Source organism: Mycobacteroides sp. H003, from assembly GCF_001440135.1.
GTDB classification, from domain to species: Bacteria; Actinomycetota; Actinomycetes; order Mycobacteriales; family Mycobacteriaceae; genus Mycobacterium; species Mycobacterium gwanakae.
The window spans coordinates 976,698-993,010 of sequence record NZ_LJYL01000034.1 but is presented as its reverse complement, the minus strand read 5'-3'; the positions used below and the strand labels follow the sequence as shown (position 1 = coordinate 993,010).

Below are 16,313 nucleotides of genomic sequence, written 5' to 3'. Positions count from 1 at the left end.
CCTCGAATTTGCTGCAGGAAATGACGAGCGATCCTAACGAGCGGTTCGCCGAAGTGCAGCCGTCGAGATCAGCGTGAGTATTACCGGAGGAGCCTGGCAACACTTCTGCGCCGAGTGTCGAGTTGTTGGGTCGCCTTCTCGCGATTTCGCGCGGAAAGTCGACACTCGGCGAACGCAGAAGGCCCGCGACCGGATTACCGGTCGCGGGCCTTCAACGAAGTGCTATCAGAGCGGGGTGATGGTTCCGTTCAGGTGCGGATCACCCTTCTTGGGATTGCGAACGGCGATGTCCCAGCCCTTGCCGTCCTTCTCGATCCACACGCCCACCGAGGCGGGCAGCAGAATCGGCTTGCCGAACTTGACGTCGTAACGCACAGCGTCGGGGATCTCGCCCTGGATGTTCCCCAGAACTGCTGCGGCGGTGAACATTCCGTGAGCGATTGCCTTTGGGAAGCCCAGCGCCTTCGCGCCGATCGACGAGGTGTGGATCGGATTGTGGTCTCCACCCACCGATGCGTACCGGCGGATCTGTCCACCGCTGATCCGCAGTGTCGAGTTCGGCGGCGGCAGTTTGACGGCCTTGGGCGGTTCCGACTTGGGCCCGTCGGACAGGCTGGTGCGTTGCTGACGCAGGAACGTCATGGTCTGCTGCCACACGGTATCCGTGCCGATCGTGATGTCGGTCAGGACGTCCACCAGCAGGCCCTTGCGATGCTCGCGCAGGTTCTCGGTGCGCACCTCGATATCGACGGTGTCGGTCGCGGTGATGGCGCGGTGCTGGGTGATGTGGTTCTCCAGGTGCACGGTGCCGATGGCCGGGAACGGGAAGTCCAGTCCCGTCACCAATGCCATGACCGAGGGGAACTGCAGCGCGAACGGATACGTCACCGGCACCTTGTCGGTGAAGCTCAAGCCGGTCACCTTGGCGTAGGCGGCGACGTGTGCGGGGTCGATTTGTACACCGTGGGTCCGAACAACCCTGCTGGGCAAGGTGGACGGACGGGGGATGAACGGCAGTGCACCCACTGCCGCCATCACCATGTTCTGGAGCCCGGACGGCTGAGCCATGGCTATGCCCCCAGCCAGGACTGGCCGCAGACGCGAACCACGTTGCCGGTCACCGCGTTCGAGGCGGGGCTGGCGAAGTAGGCGATGGTCTCGGCGACATCCACCGGCTCTCCGCCCTGGTTCAGGGAGTTGATGCGGCGGCCGACCTCGCGGTTGGCCAGCGGGATGGCGGCGGTCATCTTGGTCTCGATGAAGCCCGGTGCGACGGCGTTGATGGTGATGCCCTTCTCGGCCAGCGACGGGGCCAGCGCCTGGGTGATGCCGATCATGCCGGCCTTGGTGGCGCCGTAGTTGGTCTGGCCGCGGTTACCTGCGATACCGGCGATGGAGGCCAGGCCGATGATGCGTCCGCCCTCTCCGATGGTGCCGTTGTCGATGAGGCCTTCGGTAAGACGCTGCGGGGCAAGCAGGTTCACGGCGATGACGGAGTCCCAGCGGGCGTCGTCCATATTGGCCAGCAGCTTGTCGCGGGTGATGCCGGCGTTGTTGACCAGGATGTCGGCCTTGCCGCCGTGGTGCTCCTTGAGGTGCGCGGTGATCTGATCGATGGCGTCGGCCGCGGTGACGTCCAGGGCCAGCGAGGTGCCGCCGACCTTCTGGGCGACGGCGGTCAGGTCGTCGGACGGCATGTCGATCGCGACGACGGCGGCGCCGTCACGGGCGAACACCTCGGCAATGGTCTCGCCGATACCGCGGGCGGCGCCGGTGACGATGGCGACCTTCCCGGCCAGCGGCTTGTCCCAGTCGGCGGGAGGGGTGGAGTCGTCGGCGCCCACGTAGAACACCTGACCGTCCACGTAGGTCGACTTGGCCGACAGGATGAAGCGGACGGTCGACTCCAGGCCGGTGGCGGCGGTCTTGGCGTCGGGGTGCACGTAGACCAGCTGCACGGTGGCGCCGTTGCCGAACTCCTTGGCCAGCGAGCGGGTGAAGCCTTCCAGGGCGCGCTGGGCAATGCGCTCGTCGGTGGTGGCTGCCTTGTCCGGGGTGGTGCCGATGACAAGCAGACGGCCGGACTTGCCGACATTGCGCAGCAGCGGGGTGAAGAACTCGTGCAGTCCCTTGAGCTCGACCGGTGTGGTGATACCGGTGGCGTCGAAGACCAGGGCGCCGAACTTGTCGGCCCAGCGGCCGCCGAGGTTGTTGGACACCAGGTCGTAGTCCTCGGCCAGCGCGGCGCGCAGCGGCTCGGCGAGGCGGCCCTCGCCGCCGATCAGCACGGGCCCGGCCAGTGCGGGCTGGCCCTTCTTGTAGCGGCGCAGGTTCTCGGGCTGCGGGATACCCAGGCGGCCGGCGAGCAGGTTGCCGGGCCCGGAGTTGACCAGCAGCGCGTACAGGTCGTCAGTGAGCTTGGGGGACATGTGCCGTCCTTCGTAATTGGTCTAGGGTGAATTCGACAAAGAACTTACTCCAGAGTAAGAATGCTCGGTAATCCTGCCCCCTCAACAGTGGAGAGACAAGTGGCAACTAGCTCGGCACGCAAGTCAGACGCTTCGCAAGGTCGCCGCCGCGTCGCGGTTCTCGGTGGTAACCGCATCCCCTTCGCACGTTCGGACGGCGCCTATGCGAACGCCTCCAACCAGGACATGTTGACCGCCGCCATCACCGGCGCGTCCGATCGCTTCAACCTCAAGGGCGAGCGCCTGGGCGCCGTCATCGCCGGTGCGGTGCTCAAGCTGAGCCGTGATTTCAATCTCACCCGCGAATCGGTGCTGGGCAGCCCGCTGTCCCCGTACTCGCAGGCGTTCGACCTGCAGCAGGCATGTGGCACGGGTCTGCAGGCGGCCATCGTGGGTGCCGACGGCATCGCGCTGGGCCGTTACGAGTCGGTGCTGGCCGGCGGTGTGGACACCACCTCCGATGCGCCCATCAACTTCGGTGATGATCTTCGCCACACCCTGCTGGCGATCCGTCGTGCCAAGGACAACGTCACCCGGCTCAAGCTGCTGGGCAAGCTGCCGGCCGCGCTCGGCGTCGACATCCCGCAGAACGGCGAGCCCCGCACCGGGCTGTCCATGGGCGAGCACGCCGCCATCACCGCCAAGCAGATGGGCGTCAAGCGCACCGAGCAGGACGCGCTGGCCGCCGCCAGCCACCAGAAGATGGCCGCTGCCTACGACCGTGGCTTCTTCGACGACCTGATCAGCCCGTTCCTGGGGCTGTATCGCGACGACAACCTGCGCCCGAACTCGAGCGTGGAGAAGCTGGCTACGTTGAAGCCGGTGTTCGGTGTGAAGCATGGCGACGCCACCATGACCGCGGGTAACTCCACCCCGTTGACCGATGGCGCTTCGGTGGCGCTGCTGTCCAGCGAGGAGTGGGCCGCCGAGCGTGGCATCCCCGTGCTGGCCTACTTCGTCGACGGCGAGACCGCGGCGGTGGATTACATCAACGGTCCCGATGGTCTGCTGATGGCGCCGACCTACGCGGTGCCGCGTCTGCTGGCCCGCAACGGCCTGACCCTGCAGGACTTCGATTTCTACGAGATCCACGAGGCGTTCGCCTCGGTGGTGCTCGCGACACTGCAGGCGTGGGAGTCGGCGGACTACTGCAAGGAGCGCCTCGGCCTCGACAAGCCGTTGGGCGCCATCGACCGATCCAAGCTCAACGTCAACGGCTCGTCGCTGGCGGCCGGGCACCCGTTCGCGGCCACCGGCGGCCGCATCGTGGCCCAGCTGGCCAAGCAGCTCGCCGAGAAGAAGAAGGAAAACGGCGGGACCGGTACGTACCGCGGACTCATCTCGGTCTGCGCCGCGGGCGGCCAGGGCGTGACCGCAATCCTGGAAGCCTGAGCGACCTAAGCGCCTCATCGAGACCCCCGGTCATCGGCACTACGCCTGTGACCGGGGGTTTTGTCATTCCCGGAATCTGGTCAAAAAAAGTTTCAAGATTTTTCGGAGAGGCTGTAACGCTCTGGAAGTAGGTGTCGATACATGGGTAGCCTCGCGCCACCGTCCGACCCCCCGACCCGACGGCGGCGCGGGGCTACCTAATTTTTTGGGCAGCCCGCCGGTACGGCTACGAAGTCAGCAGACCGTATGCCATTCGTTTGAGGCCCACTCGCAGTTGTTGGAGATCGATCGGACTCCGGTCGGTCTGGAAGAACATCAGCGTGGTGGTGATTGCCGAGTTGATGAAGAGCCACGCGATCGTCTCCGCTTCCAGATCGGCGTGGTACTGATCGCGATACTGCTGAACGTGCAGGGTCATCATCGTCCGCATCAGTACCGGCATATTCGAGCTGGCCTCGACCTCGCGTGCGAACCCGGGATTCTCGTTGAGATAGCGCAGGGTAGGGGCGTTGTCGGTGGTGAATGCGATCAACATGTCGATGGCGGAGTCCATCATCTGCTGCGGTGGCGCCAGTGCGTTGGCCGCCAGCGCTGACCGGACCCCCGGCAGCTGTCGGTCAGCGGCGTCCCGGATCGCGGCCATGATGATGTCGTCTTTGGTGCTGAAGTACTGATAGATCGAGCCCTTGCCGATACCCGTGATGGCGGCAATGCGGTTGGTGGTGATCGCCTCCGGGCCTTCGGTGCGCAGCAGCTGCCCGGTCGCTGTCACGATTTTTGCGACCAGTTCCCGCGATCTCTGCTGCTGTGGCGCCTTGCGCAGCCGTGAACTGCGATTTTCCGATGCCATGACGGCCCCCAGACGAGACTTATATGCGACCTGGTGTTCACGTTAGCTTCTCGGGTAACGACACAAGGAGGTTTCGTTGTGACTGCACTGGTGGAGTCCCCGGCAACGCAGGACCCGGTTTCGCGAGATTGGGCGCAGCCGGTGCCCGAGCTGTTCGATCCCCTCGGTGTGACCGCGTCCCTGGGTGGGCAATGGCTGTATCTGCCCGCTGTCGGTGCGGCGTTCATCATGCAGGGCATGCATCCGGTGATCGGGGATGTGACCGATCGGTACTCGGTGGCAGATCGAGACCCGGCGGGCCGGGCCATTCGTTCCTTCGACGCGGTGCAGCAGTGGATCTTCGGGGGTAGGGCCGCGATCGAACAGGGTTACTGGTTACGCACGATGCACAAGCCGCTGCAGATGCAGGGTGAGAGCGGCGGGAGGCAGGGTAAGCACATCAGCGCCCTGGACCCGGAGGCGTACGCCTGGGTGATCGCGACGGCGTATGTGGCGGGGCGCCGGGTGACGCCGCGATTCCTGGGACGGGACCTGACTGACGAGGAAGACGAGCAGCTCTTTCAGGACAATCGTCTGCTGGCCCGGATCACTCAGGTGCCCGAGCGTGGGTATCCCAGAACCCGCGCGGAGTTCTGGGAGTACTACGACCGCATGGTCGGGCAGGTTCTGATCAATCATCCTGCGGTCGCAGAGAATCTGGGGAAACTGGTCGATCCTTTGAGCGGTATCGAGGATTCACCGCTGCTGCGCCGACTCCCGCGGTGGGTTCCCTCGAGTCTCGTGGTCGCAGCGTTAAAGCCCGTGCTGGCACCGATCTCCCGCGTATTCTTCGTCCTGACTTTCGGGGCCATGGATCAGCGGGTGCGGGACATTCTCGGCGTCGCATGGTCCCAGCGGGATGAGCGTCTGCTGCGCAGGTTTTTCACCGCCTATCGTGCCGCCGCTCGGGTGCTGCCCGAGCGTGTCACCTATTCGCCGCTCGCCTACCATGCCCGCGAACATCAGCGAGTGATCAACCGGATGCGCGGCCGTGAACTGGCCAATTTCGCAGCGCACGACAAGGGCGAACCATCTGCCGTCCGGCGTGCCCAGCGGGCCAGTGCATGACGTCCTATCGTCGTTCTCACGCTTCGGTGATACGCAGCGTGCCAGGGGAATTCGAGCCCTGCGTGGTAGAGGTGGAAGATCCGCGACCCGGCGAGATCATGGTCCGGATGGCCGCGGTCGGTCTGTGTCATTCCGACGATCACATCGCCACCGGAGACTTCCCGGTGGAGATGCTTCCGATGTGTGGGGGTCACGAGGGCGCCGGCGTTGTGGAGAAGGTTGGCGATGGTACAACGCAATTCGCCGTCGGAGACCATGTGGTGCTGACGTTTCTGCCCGCCTGCGGCCGCTGCCTGTGGTGTTCGCGCGGTATGCAGCAGCTCTGCGATGTCGGTGCCTATGCGCTCACCGGATCCAGATTCGACGACCCCACCAGCTACCGGCTGCGTCTCGACGGGCAGCCGTGCGGGCAGCAGCTGGGGCTCTCGGCGTTCAGCGAGTACACCACCGTCTCGGTTCAGTCCGCGTACAAGGTTCCCAAAGAGCTTCCGTTGAATCGGTTGTGTCTGTTGGGATGTGCGATGGGCACCGGATGGGGTACCGCCGTGAACGCCGCCGCGGTCAAGCCCGGGCAGACGGTAATCGTCATGGGCCTGGGTGGAGTCGGTGCCGCCGCGGTCCAGGGGGCCGCGCATTCAGGAGCGGCGAATGTTCTGCTGGTCGACCCGGTGGCGTACAAGCGTGAGGCGGCAAAAACATTCGGCGCGACTGAGGTGTTCGCCTCGATGGAGGAAGCCGCCGATCGGGCCCGCTCCTACACCAACGGTCAGGGCGCGGACGCCACCATGATCACGGTGGGCCGGATGGAGCCGGGCGATCTCACGGCCGCTGTGGACTCCATCCGTAAGGGCGGCACGGTGGCGATGACCAGCATGGGCGCCTTCCGTCCCGAGGATGTGTCACTGGATCTGAGCATGGTCACGTTGATGCAGAAGACGATCAAGGGCGTTATCTACGGGAACTGGAGCCCGTTTGAGGCAGTGCCCACCATGCTGGCGCTCTATGCCAGCGGTGAACTCAAGACGGACGAGATGGTGACCCGCACCTATGCCCTTGACGAGATCGCTCAGGGATATCGGGACATGAAGCAGGGTAAGAATATTCGCAGCATTGTGGAGTTCAGCTAGTCAGGCCGCCACCGTGACAAGCCGTTTCGGATATCCCGTCGCCCCATCGGGTACGGGGGACGCGATCTGATCGGTCTGCACCGCTCCGGTGCCGTCGGTGGCGCGTGCGGTGATGATGTGTTCACCCGGCGTCGCCTGCCAACCGAACCACCATTGCCGCCAGGTGTCGACCGAGTACTCGGGAGCAAGCGTTGCGGGCTGCCAGGGGCCGTCGTCGATCTGTACTTCCACCTTGGTGATGCCCCGATGCTGGGCCCACGCCGTGCCCGCCACGATCTGAGTGCCTGTGCCCAGGCGGCCGCCCGTTCGGGGCGTGTCGATGCGGCATCCCGTCTTGATGGGGCCGCGCGCCGACCAGCCGCGAACGGTCCAGTACGCCCGTGCGGTGTCGAATCGGGTTATCTCCCAGTCGACAACCCACTTGGTCGCGGACACGTAGCCGTACAGCCCGGGCACCACCTGCCGGACCGGGTATCCGTGCTCGACGGGAAGTGGTGTCCCGTTCATCGCAACGGCCAAGATGGCGTCACGGCCATCGGTGAGTACATCGAGTGGGGTGCCGGCCGTCCAGCCGTCGGCGCTCTTCGACAACAGCATGTCCGCATCACCGTGGACTCCAACGGATTCCAGGATCGCCTTGATGGGAAAGCCGGTCCACATCGCGTTGCCGATCAAATCTCCGCCGATCTCGTTGGAGACGCAGGTCAAGGTGACGGCGCGTTCCGTTGCTGCCATGGCGTTCAGGTCTGCCCACGTCAGGATGCGCGGGCGGTCGACCATGCCGTGAATGTTGAGCTGCCACTCGGCGGTGGTCAGCTGGGGCACCCGCAGCGCCGTGTCGATGCGGTAGAAGTCCGCATTACCGGTGATGTAGGGGGCCGCACCTTTGACGTTGATGCCGTCGGGCAGCGGCGGAGCGGGCGCGACGGGTGCGGGCAGTACAGCGTCGCGGCGTTCCTCGGCGACGACGGCACCCTTGCTCCAGCGGTTGCCGAGCCAGTAGGTGCCGGCTGATCCGAGGGCGAAAACCGCTGCTGTTCCGAAGAATTTGCGTCGGTCGGGCGCGTCCTGGCCATCGGCACGGCCCATCAGGGCTCGCAGTACGAGCACTCCGGCCACGGCCGCGATCACTGATGGCCAGATCCAGGTGAACGCCCCGGTCGGCCGGGTTACCGCAGCCAATGCGCCGACGACACCGAGCGCCGCGATAAGCGCCGAGCCATACCGTCGTTCTCGCTCCACGAGACCGGCGGCTGCCGCGAGTAGGGCGATGATCGCGAATAGGCACGCGAACAACACGGCTTTGTCGGAGGTACCGAAGACCCCGATCACCCATTCGCGTATGGCCGCCGGGGTGTGGTCGACGACCATGTTCCCGACCGCGAAAAAGGGTGCGGAATCCGGTGCGACGGCCGCGGCAGTCAGTTGTCCGGCCGCCAGTGCGGCGCCCGCGGCGATAAGGCCCGCGATGATCCGTCGTGCTGCCTGCTCCATCGTCACCTCCGTTTGGGGTCCACTCTTCTCCTGCTTTCAACGAGCCGCCACCGCATATGGTTCAGATGTGGCGCGGGTATTGGTGACGGGCATGTCGGGAACAGGGAAGAGCACGCTGCTGGCGGAGCTGGCGCGTCGCGGATTTCGGACCGTCGACACCGATTACGACGGCTGGACGCTGTCTGACGGCGGCTGGGACGCTGTCAGGATGGCGGCGCTGCTGAGCCGGTATCCAGATGTCGTCGTGTCCGGAACCGTGGACAACCAGGTGGACTTCTACGACAGCTTCGGCCACGTGGTGTTGCTCAGCGTGCCGTTGGAGGTTGCCATCGCACGGGTGAGCTCTCGTACCGACAACCCCTACGGTCGAACCGAAATCGAGCGTGCCGAGATCGCCCGGTACACCGACGAGGTGGAGCCGCTGCTGCGCCAGAGCGCCACCGTGGAATTGGATGGGCGCCTTTCCGTGGCCGAACTGGCCGAACGCGTCGGGGCATTGGCGCGGTGATGTGTGAGACGGGGCCGAAAGGCTGCTAGACGGGCACCTTTGCGGCATTTGTTGGCACCGGGTCCTTTTCAGAATTCTCGTCGGGAGCCGATAGCGACCACACGGTCAGGTAGGCCAGCCCGAAGAACGCGGCGACCGCCACGGCCACACCAGTGTGGGCCACAAACGCGAACGGAGAGCTGACCCATTCCAGGGTGCTCGCGGCGACCGCGCCGGGACGGTGAATCAGGTCCCAGGAGTTCCAGCGCTGGAAGCGGCCGATCACCACGCCGACGGCGCACAGCCCGACCGAGATGACGACGACTATCCACCCGGTGACAATGCCGAAATCACGCTGAATTCGCCGGTGCACCAACCGCAGTGAGACCACGCCGAGGATGATCCCGGTCCAGGCCGCGACACCGTACTGCAGCACATGACGCCAGAATGCGATGCCGTCGATGAGGTGTACCAGATCGGTGACCAGATACGGTGCGTTGGGCAAGAATGCGAGCCACACCAAGCCAATCGGTACCAGCCAGATCTTGCGCCGGACAGCAGAGAATGCCAGTGCCGCGAAGACGGGCAGCCACGCCAGGAACAGATTCCAGATGAGGAACCGGGTGGGGTAGAACAGGGGAGCCGCCGGATCGGTGACCCCGAGCAGGAAGGTCAACAGACTGGTTGCGACCAGCGAGAGAACCAGCACGGCACGTCGGGCTTCTGTCATGCGTCAAGTTTGCCCGAAGATTGACAGAAGTGGTCAGCCGGCGACCGCGCGGATGAATCCGACCGCCGCCTCTTCGAGTTGCTTCAGTCCAGGATCCTCCAGCGGGTAGTGCCCGGCCTGTTCGAGCGGCACCACTGTCACCGGAACCTTGGTGATGGGGTCCAGCACGGGCCGACTGAATTCGTAAGGGGTCCAACGGTCTTCATCGGGCTGGGTAAGGAGGATGGGACAGACATCGAAATCGGCGGGTTCGACGGCGGGTGCGTAGCTCATGTACTCGGCCAGGAACTTCACGCTGACCCAGTTGGCGGCGGACGTGCGGTCCTTCATGAAGATCTTCATCGCAGCCCGGCTGTTGGCCAGTGTGCTCATCTTCGCGGCCAGCCACATGGGGTAGCGCACCCGCCGGGCCGGTGTCTTGGCGGCGAGCCGCAGAAAAGGCACCCCGACGCGTGCGGTGAGCAGGTCGTGGGCGGTGCCGTCGGCCACCTCACGCACTCGCTGGTCCAGGAACGTCATGCCGATGATTCCGCGCACCGTGTCACGCGGTGCCTTGGCCGCGACGTGGTAGGCGAGCATCCCGCCGGCGCTCAGCCCGTACAGCACGATGGGTCGCACGTCGCGGCGGCGTTCGTACTCCAGGTAGTCGACCACCAGGTCCACCCAGTCGCCGTATCCCGGTACCGTACCCGGCGCCACATCGGTGAGCCCATAGCCGAGATTGTCGATCGCGATGGTCTCGAAGCCTCTGCCCGCTAACGGCGCACCGAGGATCAGTGACATCTGGCGGCCGTTGGTGCCGACGCCGTGCAGCAGCACCACCTTCACCGGTGCCGCGGGATTGGGGTACCGGTCCAGGTGTACCTGGTTGCCACGCCATTCCCAGAACTCCTCGTGCGGTGCCGTCGACTCGTCCAGGCGCAGCCGCTCGGGAAGGAGCATCTGGAGGTCTTTCCACGCGTGCTGGTCGCGGTAGTAACGAGGCATACGGCAACCTTAGGCGGGGTCTGATCACGGCGGTACCCCGGAATGCAGAAGGCCCCCTGTTCCCGGAGGAACAGGGGGCCTTTGCGTTAGTGAATCAGAAGGCGGCTTCGTCGAGCTCCATGATGTCGTTGTCGACGTTCTCCAGGATGGCCCGGGTCGAGGTCAGCTGCGGCAGCATGTTCTTGGCGAAGAACGAGGCAACCGCGATCTTGCCCTCGTAGAAGGACTTCTCGGCGCCGGTGGCGCCCGCGTCCAGAGCCTCGATGGCCACGGCGGCCTGACGCTGCAGCAGCCAGCCGATCAGCAGGTCGCCGACGCTCATCAGGAAGCGCACGGAGGCCGTTCCGACCTTGTAGACCTGGGTGATCTCCTGCTGGGCGGCCATCAGGTTGGCGGTCATGGTCGCCGCCATGCCCTGCACGTCTTCCAAAGCGGTTGCGAGCAGCGCACGCTCGGCCTTCAGGCGGCCGTTGCCGGTCTCGCTCTTGACGAACTCTTCGATCTGACCGGAGACGAAGGCCAGCGACTTGCCCTGGTCCTTGACGATCTTGCGGAAGAAGAAGTCCTGGGCCTGGATCGCCGTGGTGCCCTCGTAGAGCGAGTCGATCTTGGCGTCACGGATGTACTGCTCGATCGGGTAGTCCTGCAGGAAGCCGGATCCACCGAAGGTCTGCAGGCTTTCGGTGAGCTTCTCGTAGGCACGCTCGGAGCCCACACCCTTGATGATCGGCAGCAGCAGGTCGTTGAGCCGTACCGCTTCCTCGGCCTCCACGCCGTTGATGGCCTTGGCGGCCACGGCGTCCTGGAAGGTGGTGGCGTAGAGGTACAGCGCGCGCAGGCCCTCGGCGTAAGCCTTCTGGGTCATCAGCGAGCGACGCACGTCCGGGTGGTGCGTGATGGTGACGCGGGGAGCGGTCTTGTCGGTCAGCTGCGTCATGTCCGCACCCTGCACGCGGGTCTTGGCGTACTCGAGCGCGTTCAGGTAACCGGTCGACAGAGTCGCGATGGCCTTGGTGCCCACCATCATGCGGGCCTGCTCGATGACGTCGAACATCTGGGCGATGCCGTTGTGCACCTCGCCGACCAGCCAGCCCTTGGCGGGAACGCCGTGCTGGCCCAGGCTCAGCTCACAGGTGGCCGAAACCTTCAGGCCCATCTTGTGCTCGACGTTGGTGACGAAGACGCCGTTGCGCTCGCCCGGCTCGCCGGTCTCGAAGTTGGGGATGAACTTGGGCACGAAGAACAGCGACAGACCCTTGGTGCCGGGGCCGGCACCCTCGGGGCGGGCCAGCACCAGATGCATGATGTTCTCGAACATGTCGTCGGAGTCGGCCGAGGTGATGAAGCGCTTCACACCGTCGATGTGCCAGGAACCGTCCTCCTGCTTGACGGCCTTGGTGCGGCCGGCGCCCACGTCCGAACCGGCGTCGGGCTCGGTGAGCACCATGGTGGCGCCCCAGCCGCGCTCGGCGATGAATTCGGCCCACTTCTTCTGCTCATCGGTGGCGACGTTGTAGAAGATCTGCGCGAAACCGGCACCGCCGCTGTACATCCAGACTGCGGGGTTGGCGCCGAGGATCATCTCCTGGATGGCCCACATGAGCGAGCGCGGAACCGGGCTGCCGCCGAGTTCTTCGATTAGGCCGAGGCGATCCCAGCCCGCATCGGTGACTGCCTTGACGGACTTCTTGAAAGCTTCGGGGATGGCCACCGAGTGGGTCTCCGGGTCGAAGACCGGCGGGTTGCGGTCGCCTTCAGCGAAGGAATCGGCCAGTGGCCCCTCAGCGAGGGTGCGCATTTCGGAAAGGAACGTGCGAGCGGTCTCTTCGTCCAGCTCGGGGTACTCCTCACCACCGAATACCTGCTGAATGTTGAAGAGCTCGAAGAGGTTGAACTCCAGGTCGCGGACGTTCGACTTGTAGTGGCCCATGTGCGTCATTGCCTTTTCTCGTGGGTCTAACTGGGTCTCGTGGGGCTGTTCTGATATTCGGTTGGGTTCTTACTACTGATTAAGTTACCCACCGGTAACAACTGAACTATACCGCTGCGTTGCGTATGACAAAAGTCCTGGCCTTGTGGTTGTTGTCACAATTAGATATCGCAGGTCAGGGGGCATTTTTCACGGTTCTGGCGAGTGATGTCAGACGGGTGGTGTTGGCTTATGCGTGCCAGCTCACAGCCCCTGAGAGGAACCCCCGTATGCCTGCCATGCCTCCGCCCGTTTCCACCGAGTTGGACGGCCTGATCGAGTACATCGCCGCGCAGCAAGATGCTTTTCGGATCGTGGCCTTCGGCCTGACCGACGATCAGGCTCGTCTTACTCCGACGGCAGGCACCTTGTCGGTGGGTGGGCTCATCAAGCACGTCACCAATATGCAGGCAGGCTGGACAGACAAGATTGTCGCCGCGCCCGATCCGGGGCCTGACCGCCACCGAGCCGATGACGAATTCATCTTGCGTGCGGACGAGACGCTCGCCGGGGTGCTGGCGGCGTACTCCGCGCAGTGCGAAGCAACACTTGCCGCGATCAAGGACAAGGGGCTGGAGACTCCGGTGCCCGTTCCGTCGGCGCCGTGGTTTCCCAAGGACGTCGACGCATGGAGTGTGCGATGGGTGGCCCTGCACCTCATCGAGGAGTTGGCCCGGCATGCCGGCCACGCCGACATCATCCGTGAGTCCGTCGATGGCGCAACGATGTACGAGCTGCTGGCGGCCGCCGAGGGCTGGGAGCCCACGGATTGGCTCACACCCTGGTCTCCCAAGAACTAACGGCCGTAACGCAGGATCTTCATGGCGGTCGCGAAGTTCAGGGCGGTCGCACTCAGAGAGCCTGCCGCGTCGTTTCGGTTGGACGCACCGCTGGCCAGGATGTACACGAGCAGGCCGCGAACCACATTGAATGACACGTGCTGCCGAATGCTGTTCGCTCCGGATGGAAACATGAAGCACGATTCCGTTGCGGTGAGCTCTTTTTGGCCATTCTGGACCGGAGCCGGCTCATCGAACTCGAACGAGCATCGCCACGTGGTACTCGCGCCGGGGATCGTGTACGCGACCGCGTCGCACCTCTTCAATGCGTCGGAGGCGCCGTCCGGGGAGAGGGCATCGGATGCCGGGACAACCCGGATCAGGATCTCCCTCTCGGGCTTCTTGCGATCACGCAGATACAACGTCGGTGTCTCACGGCCCTGGGCGCGCAGCGCCCACACGGGATCAATGGTGTTGCACCCCACTGGGGTCCCACCAATGATGGTGGCCGCACCGGGCGCCACGGCCGGGTTGAACTCGCCCGACTTGAATGTGGGCGAGGGGTTCCTCTCCCATCCGTCTGGATAGTCGAACTGGCCGGGCAGCAAGGTGTCCAGGACGGTGTTGGGTTGTCCGGCAAGTGATTCACCCGGCTTCACCACCGAGGCGCTCGCGCCAGACGAGGGAGCGGGTTTACCCCCACCATGGCGGGGCCAGATCACGACAGCGACAACCGTCGATGCGGCCAGCAGGGCGATGGCGCCGACAATCGCCACGATGCGTCTGTGCTTGACCAATGTTCGCGCGGAGTCTGTCGGCGTGGCGAGGTTCTGTACGAGATGGGGAGTGGGCCGCGGCGTCACGGTGGATACGGGTTGGGTCACGGTCTGCCGGTGCTGGTGCGGGTCGGCCAGAATCTGTTGCGCGGCCTGGGCAAACTCCCCGGCACTTTGATACCGATCGGCGGGATTCTTGGCCATCGCCTTGGCGATCAATGCGTCCATTGACTCGGGCACAGAGGCGAACTGCGAGATGCGGGGCGGCGGCGCCGAGAGGTGTGCATTGATAACCGCGGGTAGCGAGCCCCCGGAGCCAAATGGTGGTTGACCCGTGAGCATCCGAAAGAGCGTGCAGCCCAAGGCATACACATCGGCGCGGCCATCGACCGCGGCGCCGGACAGCACCTCCGGTGCCGCGTACCCGATCGTGGCGGTCACGTTCCCCGCGGAGGTAACCGAGTTGCTGTCGTCGAGCGCGCGAGTGACACCGAAGTCGCCCAACATGATTCGCCGATCGCCTTCGGACAGCAGGATGTTGGCCGGCTTCACATCGCGGTGTACCAGACCGCGGGCATGCAGATAGTCGAGCGCCTTGGCCACCTCGCTGATGATGTGAATGGCGCGGGTGAGCGACATGCGCCCGTTCCTCGACTCCGAGTGCGCATCGCTGCCCTGGACGTATTGCATGGCAATCCACAGATCGCCCTCGGGCGTTTCGCCTCGGTTGTGCACCGTGACGATGTTGGGGTGATCCAGAGACGCGGCCAGCGAGGCCTCGCGCATGAATCGTGCCCGGAAGTCAGGGTCGCGTGAGGCCTGGGCGTTGAGGATCTTCAGAGCCTCGGGACGTTGCAAATTCGGGTTGGCGGCCAGGTACACGGTGCCCATGCCGCCGCGACCGAGGACGCGCTCGACCTGGTATCCGGATATGACCGTTCCCGGCGGTAGGTCTCCAGGTTGCTGGCTATCTGGACCCGACGGCGGCATCTCCGATGACGTCATTTCCCCTGTGCGTCCCTCTCGCCCGGCCGTGTGGTCATCGTACTTGTGATATTTCCTCATGGCGGTCAAGACGGTGGCCCCCGCGAGGCCGGACGGGGGACCATGGGGGCATGGTTGAGCTACCCGTCGTAGACCTTTCCGGAGACCCGGATCGGTTGCGTGCGGTGCTGCGCGAGGTCACCCATGAGGTGGGGTTCTTCTATCTCACCGGCCACGGTGTCTCGCCGCGGCTGGTCGACGAGGTGTTGTCGGCCGCTCGCAGGCTTTTCGCGCTGCCCGCGGAGGACAAGGATGCCATTGCCATGGTGCGCAGCCCCCATTTTCGTGGGTTTACCCGGCTGGGCGGAGAGCTGACCGGCGGGCTGACCGATTGGCGTGAGCAGATCGATGTCGGGCCGGAACGTCGGGCGACTGCGCACGGAAAGGATCTCGATTACCTGTGGTTGCAGGGGCCCAACCAGTGGCCGAAGGCGGTGCCCGAGCTAAGAGCAGCCCTCGCGAGCTGGGACGCTGCGCTGGCTGCGGTGGGGCGAAAGCTACTGCGGGAGTGGGCCATTGCTCTTGGGTCTGCGGATGGAGTGTTCGACGAGGCTTTTGGCTCTGAACCTGCGACCCTGATCAAGGTCATCCGGTACCCGGCCCGCGGCACTACCGACCAGGGAGTGGGTGCGCATCGCGACTCTGGTGTGCTCACCTTGCTGCTGGCCGAACCGGACGTGGGCGGACTGCAGGTGGAGGTGGACGGCACCTGGGTGGAGGCGCCGGGGCGTGCGGGTGCATTCATCGTGAACATCGGTGAGCTGCTCGAGCGGGCGAGCGGCGGGTATCTGCGTGCGACGCGCCATCGCGTGACGTTGACGGGCACGCCCCGGATCTCGATCGCCTACTTCTTCAATCCGAGGCTTGACGCGCGTATCCCGACGCTGGATCTCCCGCCGGAACTTCGGGCGCGGGCTCGAGGTGCGGCGACGGACCCGGACGATCCGATCCATGCGACCTACGGCGAGAACGCCTGGAAAAGCCGGCTACGGGCGCATCCCGATGTGGCGGCCGCGCACGGGCATCTGCGCTAGCGATCTTCTGATTTCCCTCCGCGAACATTTGGTTCTCGAAATACTCGTGTTGTGGCAAACTATTGCCAG

At 64.8% G+C, this 16,313-nt stretch carries 14 protein-coding genes; 6 read left to right on the top strand and 8 right to left on the bottom strand.

Annotated features, from left to right (window positions below; genetic code table 11):
• Window positions 1-225 precede the first annotated feature (225 nt).
• Window positions 226-1,068, bottom strand: coding sequence for a MaoC/PaaZ C-terminal domain-containing protein (locus tag AOT87_RS24895; protein ID WP_030097303.1), 843 nt, complete (start codon window positions 1,066-1,068; stop codon window positions 226-228).
• 2 nt (window positions 1,069-1,070) lie between these two features.
• Window positions 1,071-2,429 carry a 3-oxoacyl-ACP reductase gene (locus AOT87_RS24890; RefSeq protein ID WP_057965473.1) on the bottom strand — a complete coding sequence of 453 codons (1,359 nt, stop codon included), beginning with the start codon at window positions 2,427-2,429 and terminating at the stop codon, window positions 1,071-1,073.
• 99 nt (window positions 2,430-2,528) lie between these two features.
• On the opposite strand from AOT87_RS24890, the gene AOT87_RS24885 reads away from it, so the two are divergent.
• Window positions 2,529-3,860, top strand: coding sequence for an acetyl-CoA C-acetyltransferase (locus AOT87_RS24885; RefSeq protein ID WP_057968429.1), 1,332 nt, complete (start codon window positions 2,529-2,531; stop codon window positions 3,858-3,860).
• A gap of 226 nt (window positions 3,861-4,086) precedes the next feature.
• Here the strand turns inward: AOT87_RS24885 and AOT87_RS24880 are convergent, their stop codons facing one another.
• Entirely contained in the window at window positions 4,087-4,710 is a 624-nt protein-coding gene (locus AOT87_RS24880) for a TetR/AcrR family transcriptional regulator (protein WP_057968430.1), read from the bottom strand.
• 78 nt (window positions 4,711-4,788) lie between these two features.
• On the opposite strand from AOT87_RS24880, the gene AOT87_RS24875 reads away from it, so the two are divergent.
• Window positions 4,789-5,817 (top strand): oxygenase MpaB family protein, encoded by a 1,029-nt coding sequence (locus AOT87_RS24875; RefSeq protein ID WP_057968431.1) that lies wholly within the window; start codon window positions 4,789-4,791, stop codon window positions 5,815-5,817.
• Window positions 5,814-6,944 carry an NDMA-dependent alcohol dehydrogenase gene (locus AOT87_RS24870; protein ID WP_057968432.1) on the top strand — a complete coding sequence of 377 codons (1,131 nt, stop codon included), beginning with the start codon at window positions 5,814-5,816 and terminating at the stop codon, window positions 6,942-6,944. Before AOT87_RS24875 ends, AOT87_RS24870 begins: the two co-directional genes overlap by 4 nt.
• Here AOT87_RS24870 and AOT87_RS24865 read toward each other — a convergent pair whose 3' ends face one another.
• Window positions 6,945-8,438, bottom strand: coding sequence for a molybdopterin-dependent oxidoreductase (locus AOT87_RS24865; protein ID WP_057968433.1), 1,494 nt, complete (start codon window positions 8,436-8,438; stop codon window positions 6,945-6,947).
• A gap of 67 nt (window positions 8,439-8,505) precedes the next feature.
• On the opposite strand from AOT87_RS24865, the gene AOT87_RS24860 reads away from it, so the two are divergent.
• On the top strand, window positions 8,506-8,946 hold the full coding sequence (locus AOT87_RS24860; protein ID WP_030097296.1) for an AAA family ATPase: 441 nt from the start codon (window positions 8,506-8,508) through the stop codon (window positions 8,944-8,946).
• Between the two features lie 25 nt (window positions 8,947-8,971).
• Here the strand turns inward: AOT87_RS24860 and AOT87_RS24855 are convergent, their stop codons facing one another.
• From AOT87_RS24855 to AOT87_RS24845, 3 genes are all read right to left on the bottom strand, one after another.
• Window positions 8,972-9,655 carry a DUF1361 domain-containing protein gene (locus AOT87_RS24855; RefSeq protein ID WP_057968434.1) on the bottom strand — a complete coding sequence of 228 codons (684 nt, stop codon included), beginning with the start codon at window positions 9,653-9,655 and terminating at the stop codon, window positions 8,972-8,974.
• A 33-nt stretch (window positions 9,656-9,688) separates the two neighbouring features.
• Window positions 9,689-10,642, bottom strand: coding sequence for an alpha/beta fold hydrolase (locus tag AOT87_RS24850; protein ID WP_057968435.1), 954 nt, complete (start codon window positions 10,640-10,642; stop codon window positions 9,689-9,691).
• Between the two features lie 94 nt (window positions 10,643-10,736).
• Window positions 10,737-12,572, bottom strand: coding sequence for an acyl-CoA dehydrogenase (locus tag AOT87_RS24845; RefSeq protein ID WP_030097293.1), 1,836 nt, complete (start codon window positions 12,570-12,572; stop codon window positions 10,737-10,739).
• Between the two features lie 269 nt (window positions 12,573-12,841).
• Here AOT87_RS24845 and AOT87_RS24840 point away from each other — a divergent pair, with 269 nt between their 5' ends.
• Window positions 12,842-13,411 carry a DinB family protein gene (locus AOT87_RS24840; protein WP_057968436.1) on the top strand — a complete coding sequence of 190 codons (570 nt, stop codon included), beginning with the start codon at window positions 12,842-12,844 and terminating at the stop codon, window positions 13,409-13,411.
• Here AOT87_RS24840 and AOT87_RS24835 read toward each other — a convergent pair.
• Window positions 13,408-15,171, bottom strand: coding sequence for a serine/threonine-protein kinase (locus AOT87_RS24835; RefSeq protein WP_057968437.1), 1,764 nt, complete (start codon window positions 15,169-15,171; stop codon window positions 13,408-13,410). The two genes, AOT87_RS24840 and AOT87_RS24835, sit on opposite strands and share 4 nt — an antisense overlap.
• A gap of 110 nt (window positions 15,172-15,281) precedes the next feature.
• Between AOT87_RS24835 and AOT87_RS24830 the strand changes: the two genes are divergently transcribed.
• Window positions 15,282-16,244 carry a 2-oxoglutarate and iron-dependent oxygenase domain-containing protein gene (locus AOT87_RS24830; protein ID WP_057968438.1) on the top strand — a complete coding sequence of 321 codons (963 nt, stop codon included), beginning with the start codon at window positions 15,282-15,284 and terminating at the stop codon, window positions 16,242-16,244.
• The last annotated feature ends 69 nt before the right edge of the window (window positions 16,245-16,313 follow it).

What these genes read in the sequence shown, in the direction of transcription:
- AOT87_RS24855 (WP_057968434.1), bottom strand. Translation starts at nt 9,655, where the DNA reads ATGACAGAAGCCCGACGTGCCGTGCTGGTTCTCTCGCTGGTCGCAACC.
- AOT87_RS24845 (WP_030097293.1), bottom strand. Translation starts at nt 12,572, where the DNA reads ATGGGCCACTACAAGTCGAACGTCCGCGACCTGGAGTTCAACCTCTTC.
- AOT87_RS24895 (WP_030097303.1), bottom strand. Translation starts at nt 1,068, where the DNA reads ATGGCTCAGCCGTCCGGGCTCCAGAACATGGTGATGGCGGCAGTGGGT.
- AOT87_RS24830 (WP_057968438.1), top strand. Translation starts at nt 15,282, where the DNA reads ATGGTTGAGCTACCCGTCGTAGACCTTTCCGGAGACCCGGATCGGTTG.
- AOT87_RS24890 (WP_057965473.1), bottom strand. Translation starts at nt 2,429, where the DNA reads ATGTCCCCCAAGCTCACTGACGACCTGTACGCGCTGCTGGTCAACTCC.
- AOT87_RS24840 (WP_057968436.1), top strand. Translation starts at nt 12,842, where the DNA reads ATGCCTGCCATGCCTCCGCCCGTTTCCACCGAGTTGGACGGCCTGATC.
- AOT87_RS24835 (WP_057968437.1), bottom strand. Translation starts at nt 15,171, where the DNA reads ATGACGTCATCGGAGATGCCGCCGTCGGGTCCAGATAGCCAGCAACCT.
- AOT87_RS24880 (WP_057968430.1), bottom strand. Translation starts at nt 4,710, where the DNA reads ATGGCATCGGAAAATCGCAGTTCACGGCTGCGCAAGGCGCCACAGCAG.
- AOT87_RS24870 (WP_057968432.1), top strand. Translation starts at nt 5,814, where the DNA reads ATGACGTCCTATCGTCGTTCTCACGCTTCGGTGATACGCAGCGTGCCA.
- AOT87_RS24850 (WP_057968435.1), bottom strand. Translation starts at nt 10,642, where the DNA reads ATGCCTCGTTACTACCGCGACCAGCACGCGTGGAAAGACCTCCAGATG.
- AOT87_RS24865 (WP_057968433.1), bottom strand. Translation starts at nt 8,438, where the DNA reads ATGGAGCAGGCAGCACGACGGATCATCGCGGGCCTTATCGCCGCGGGC.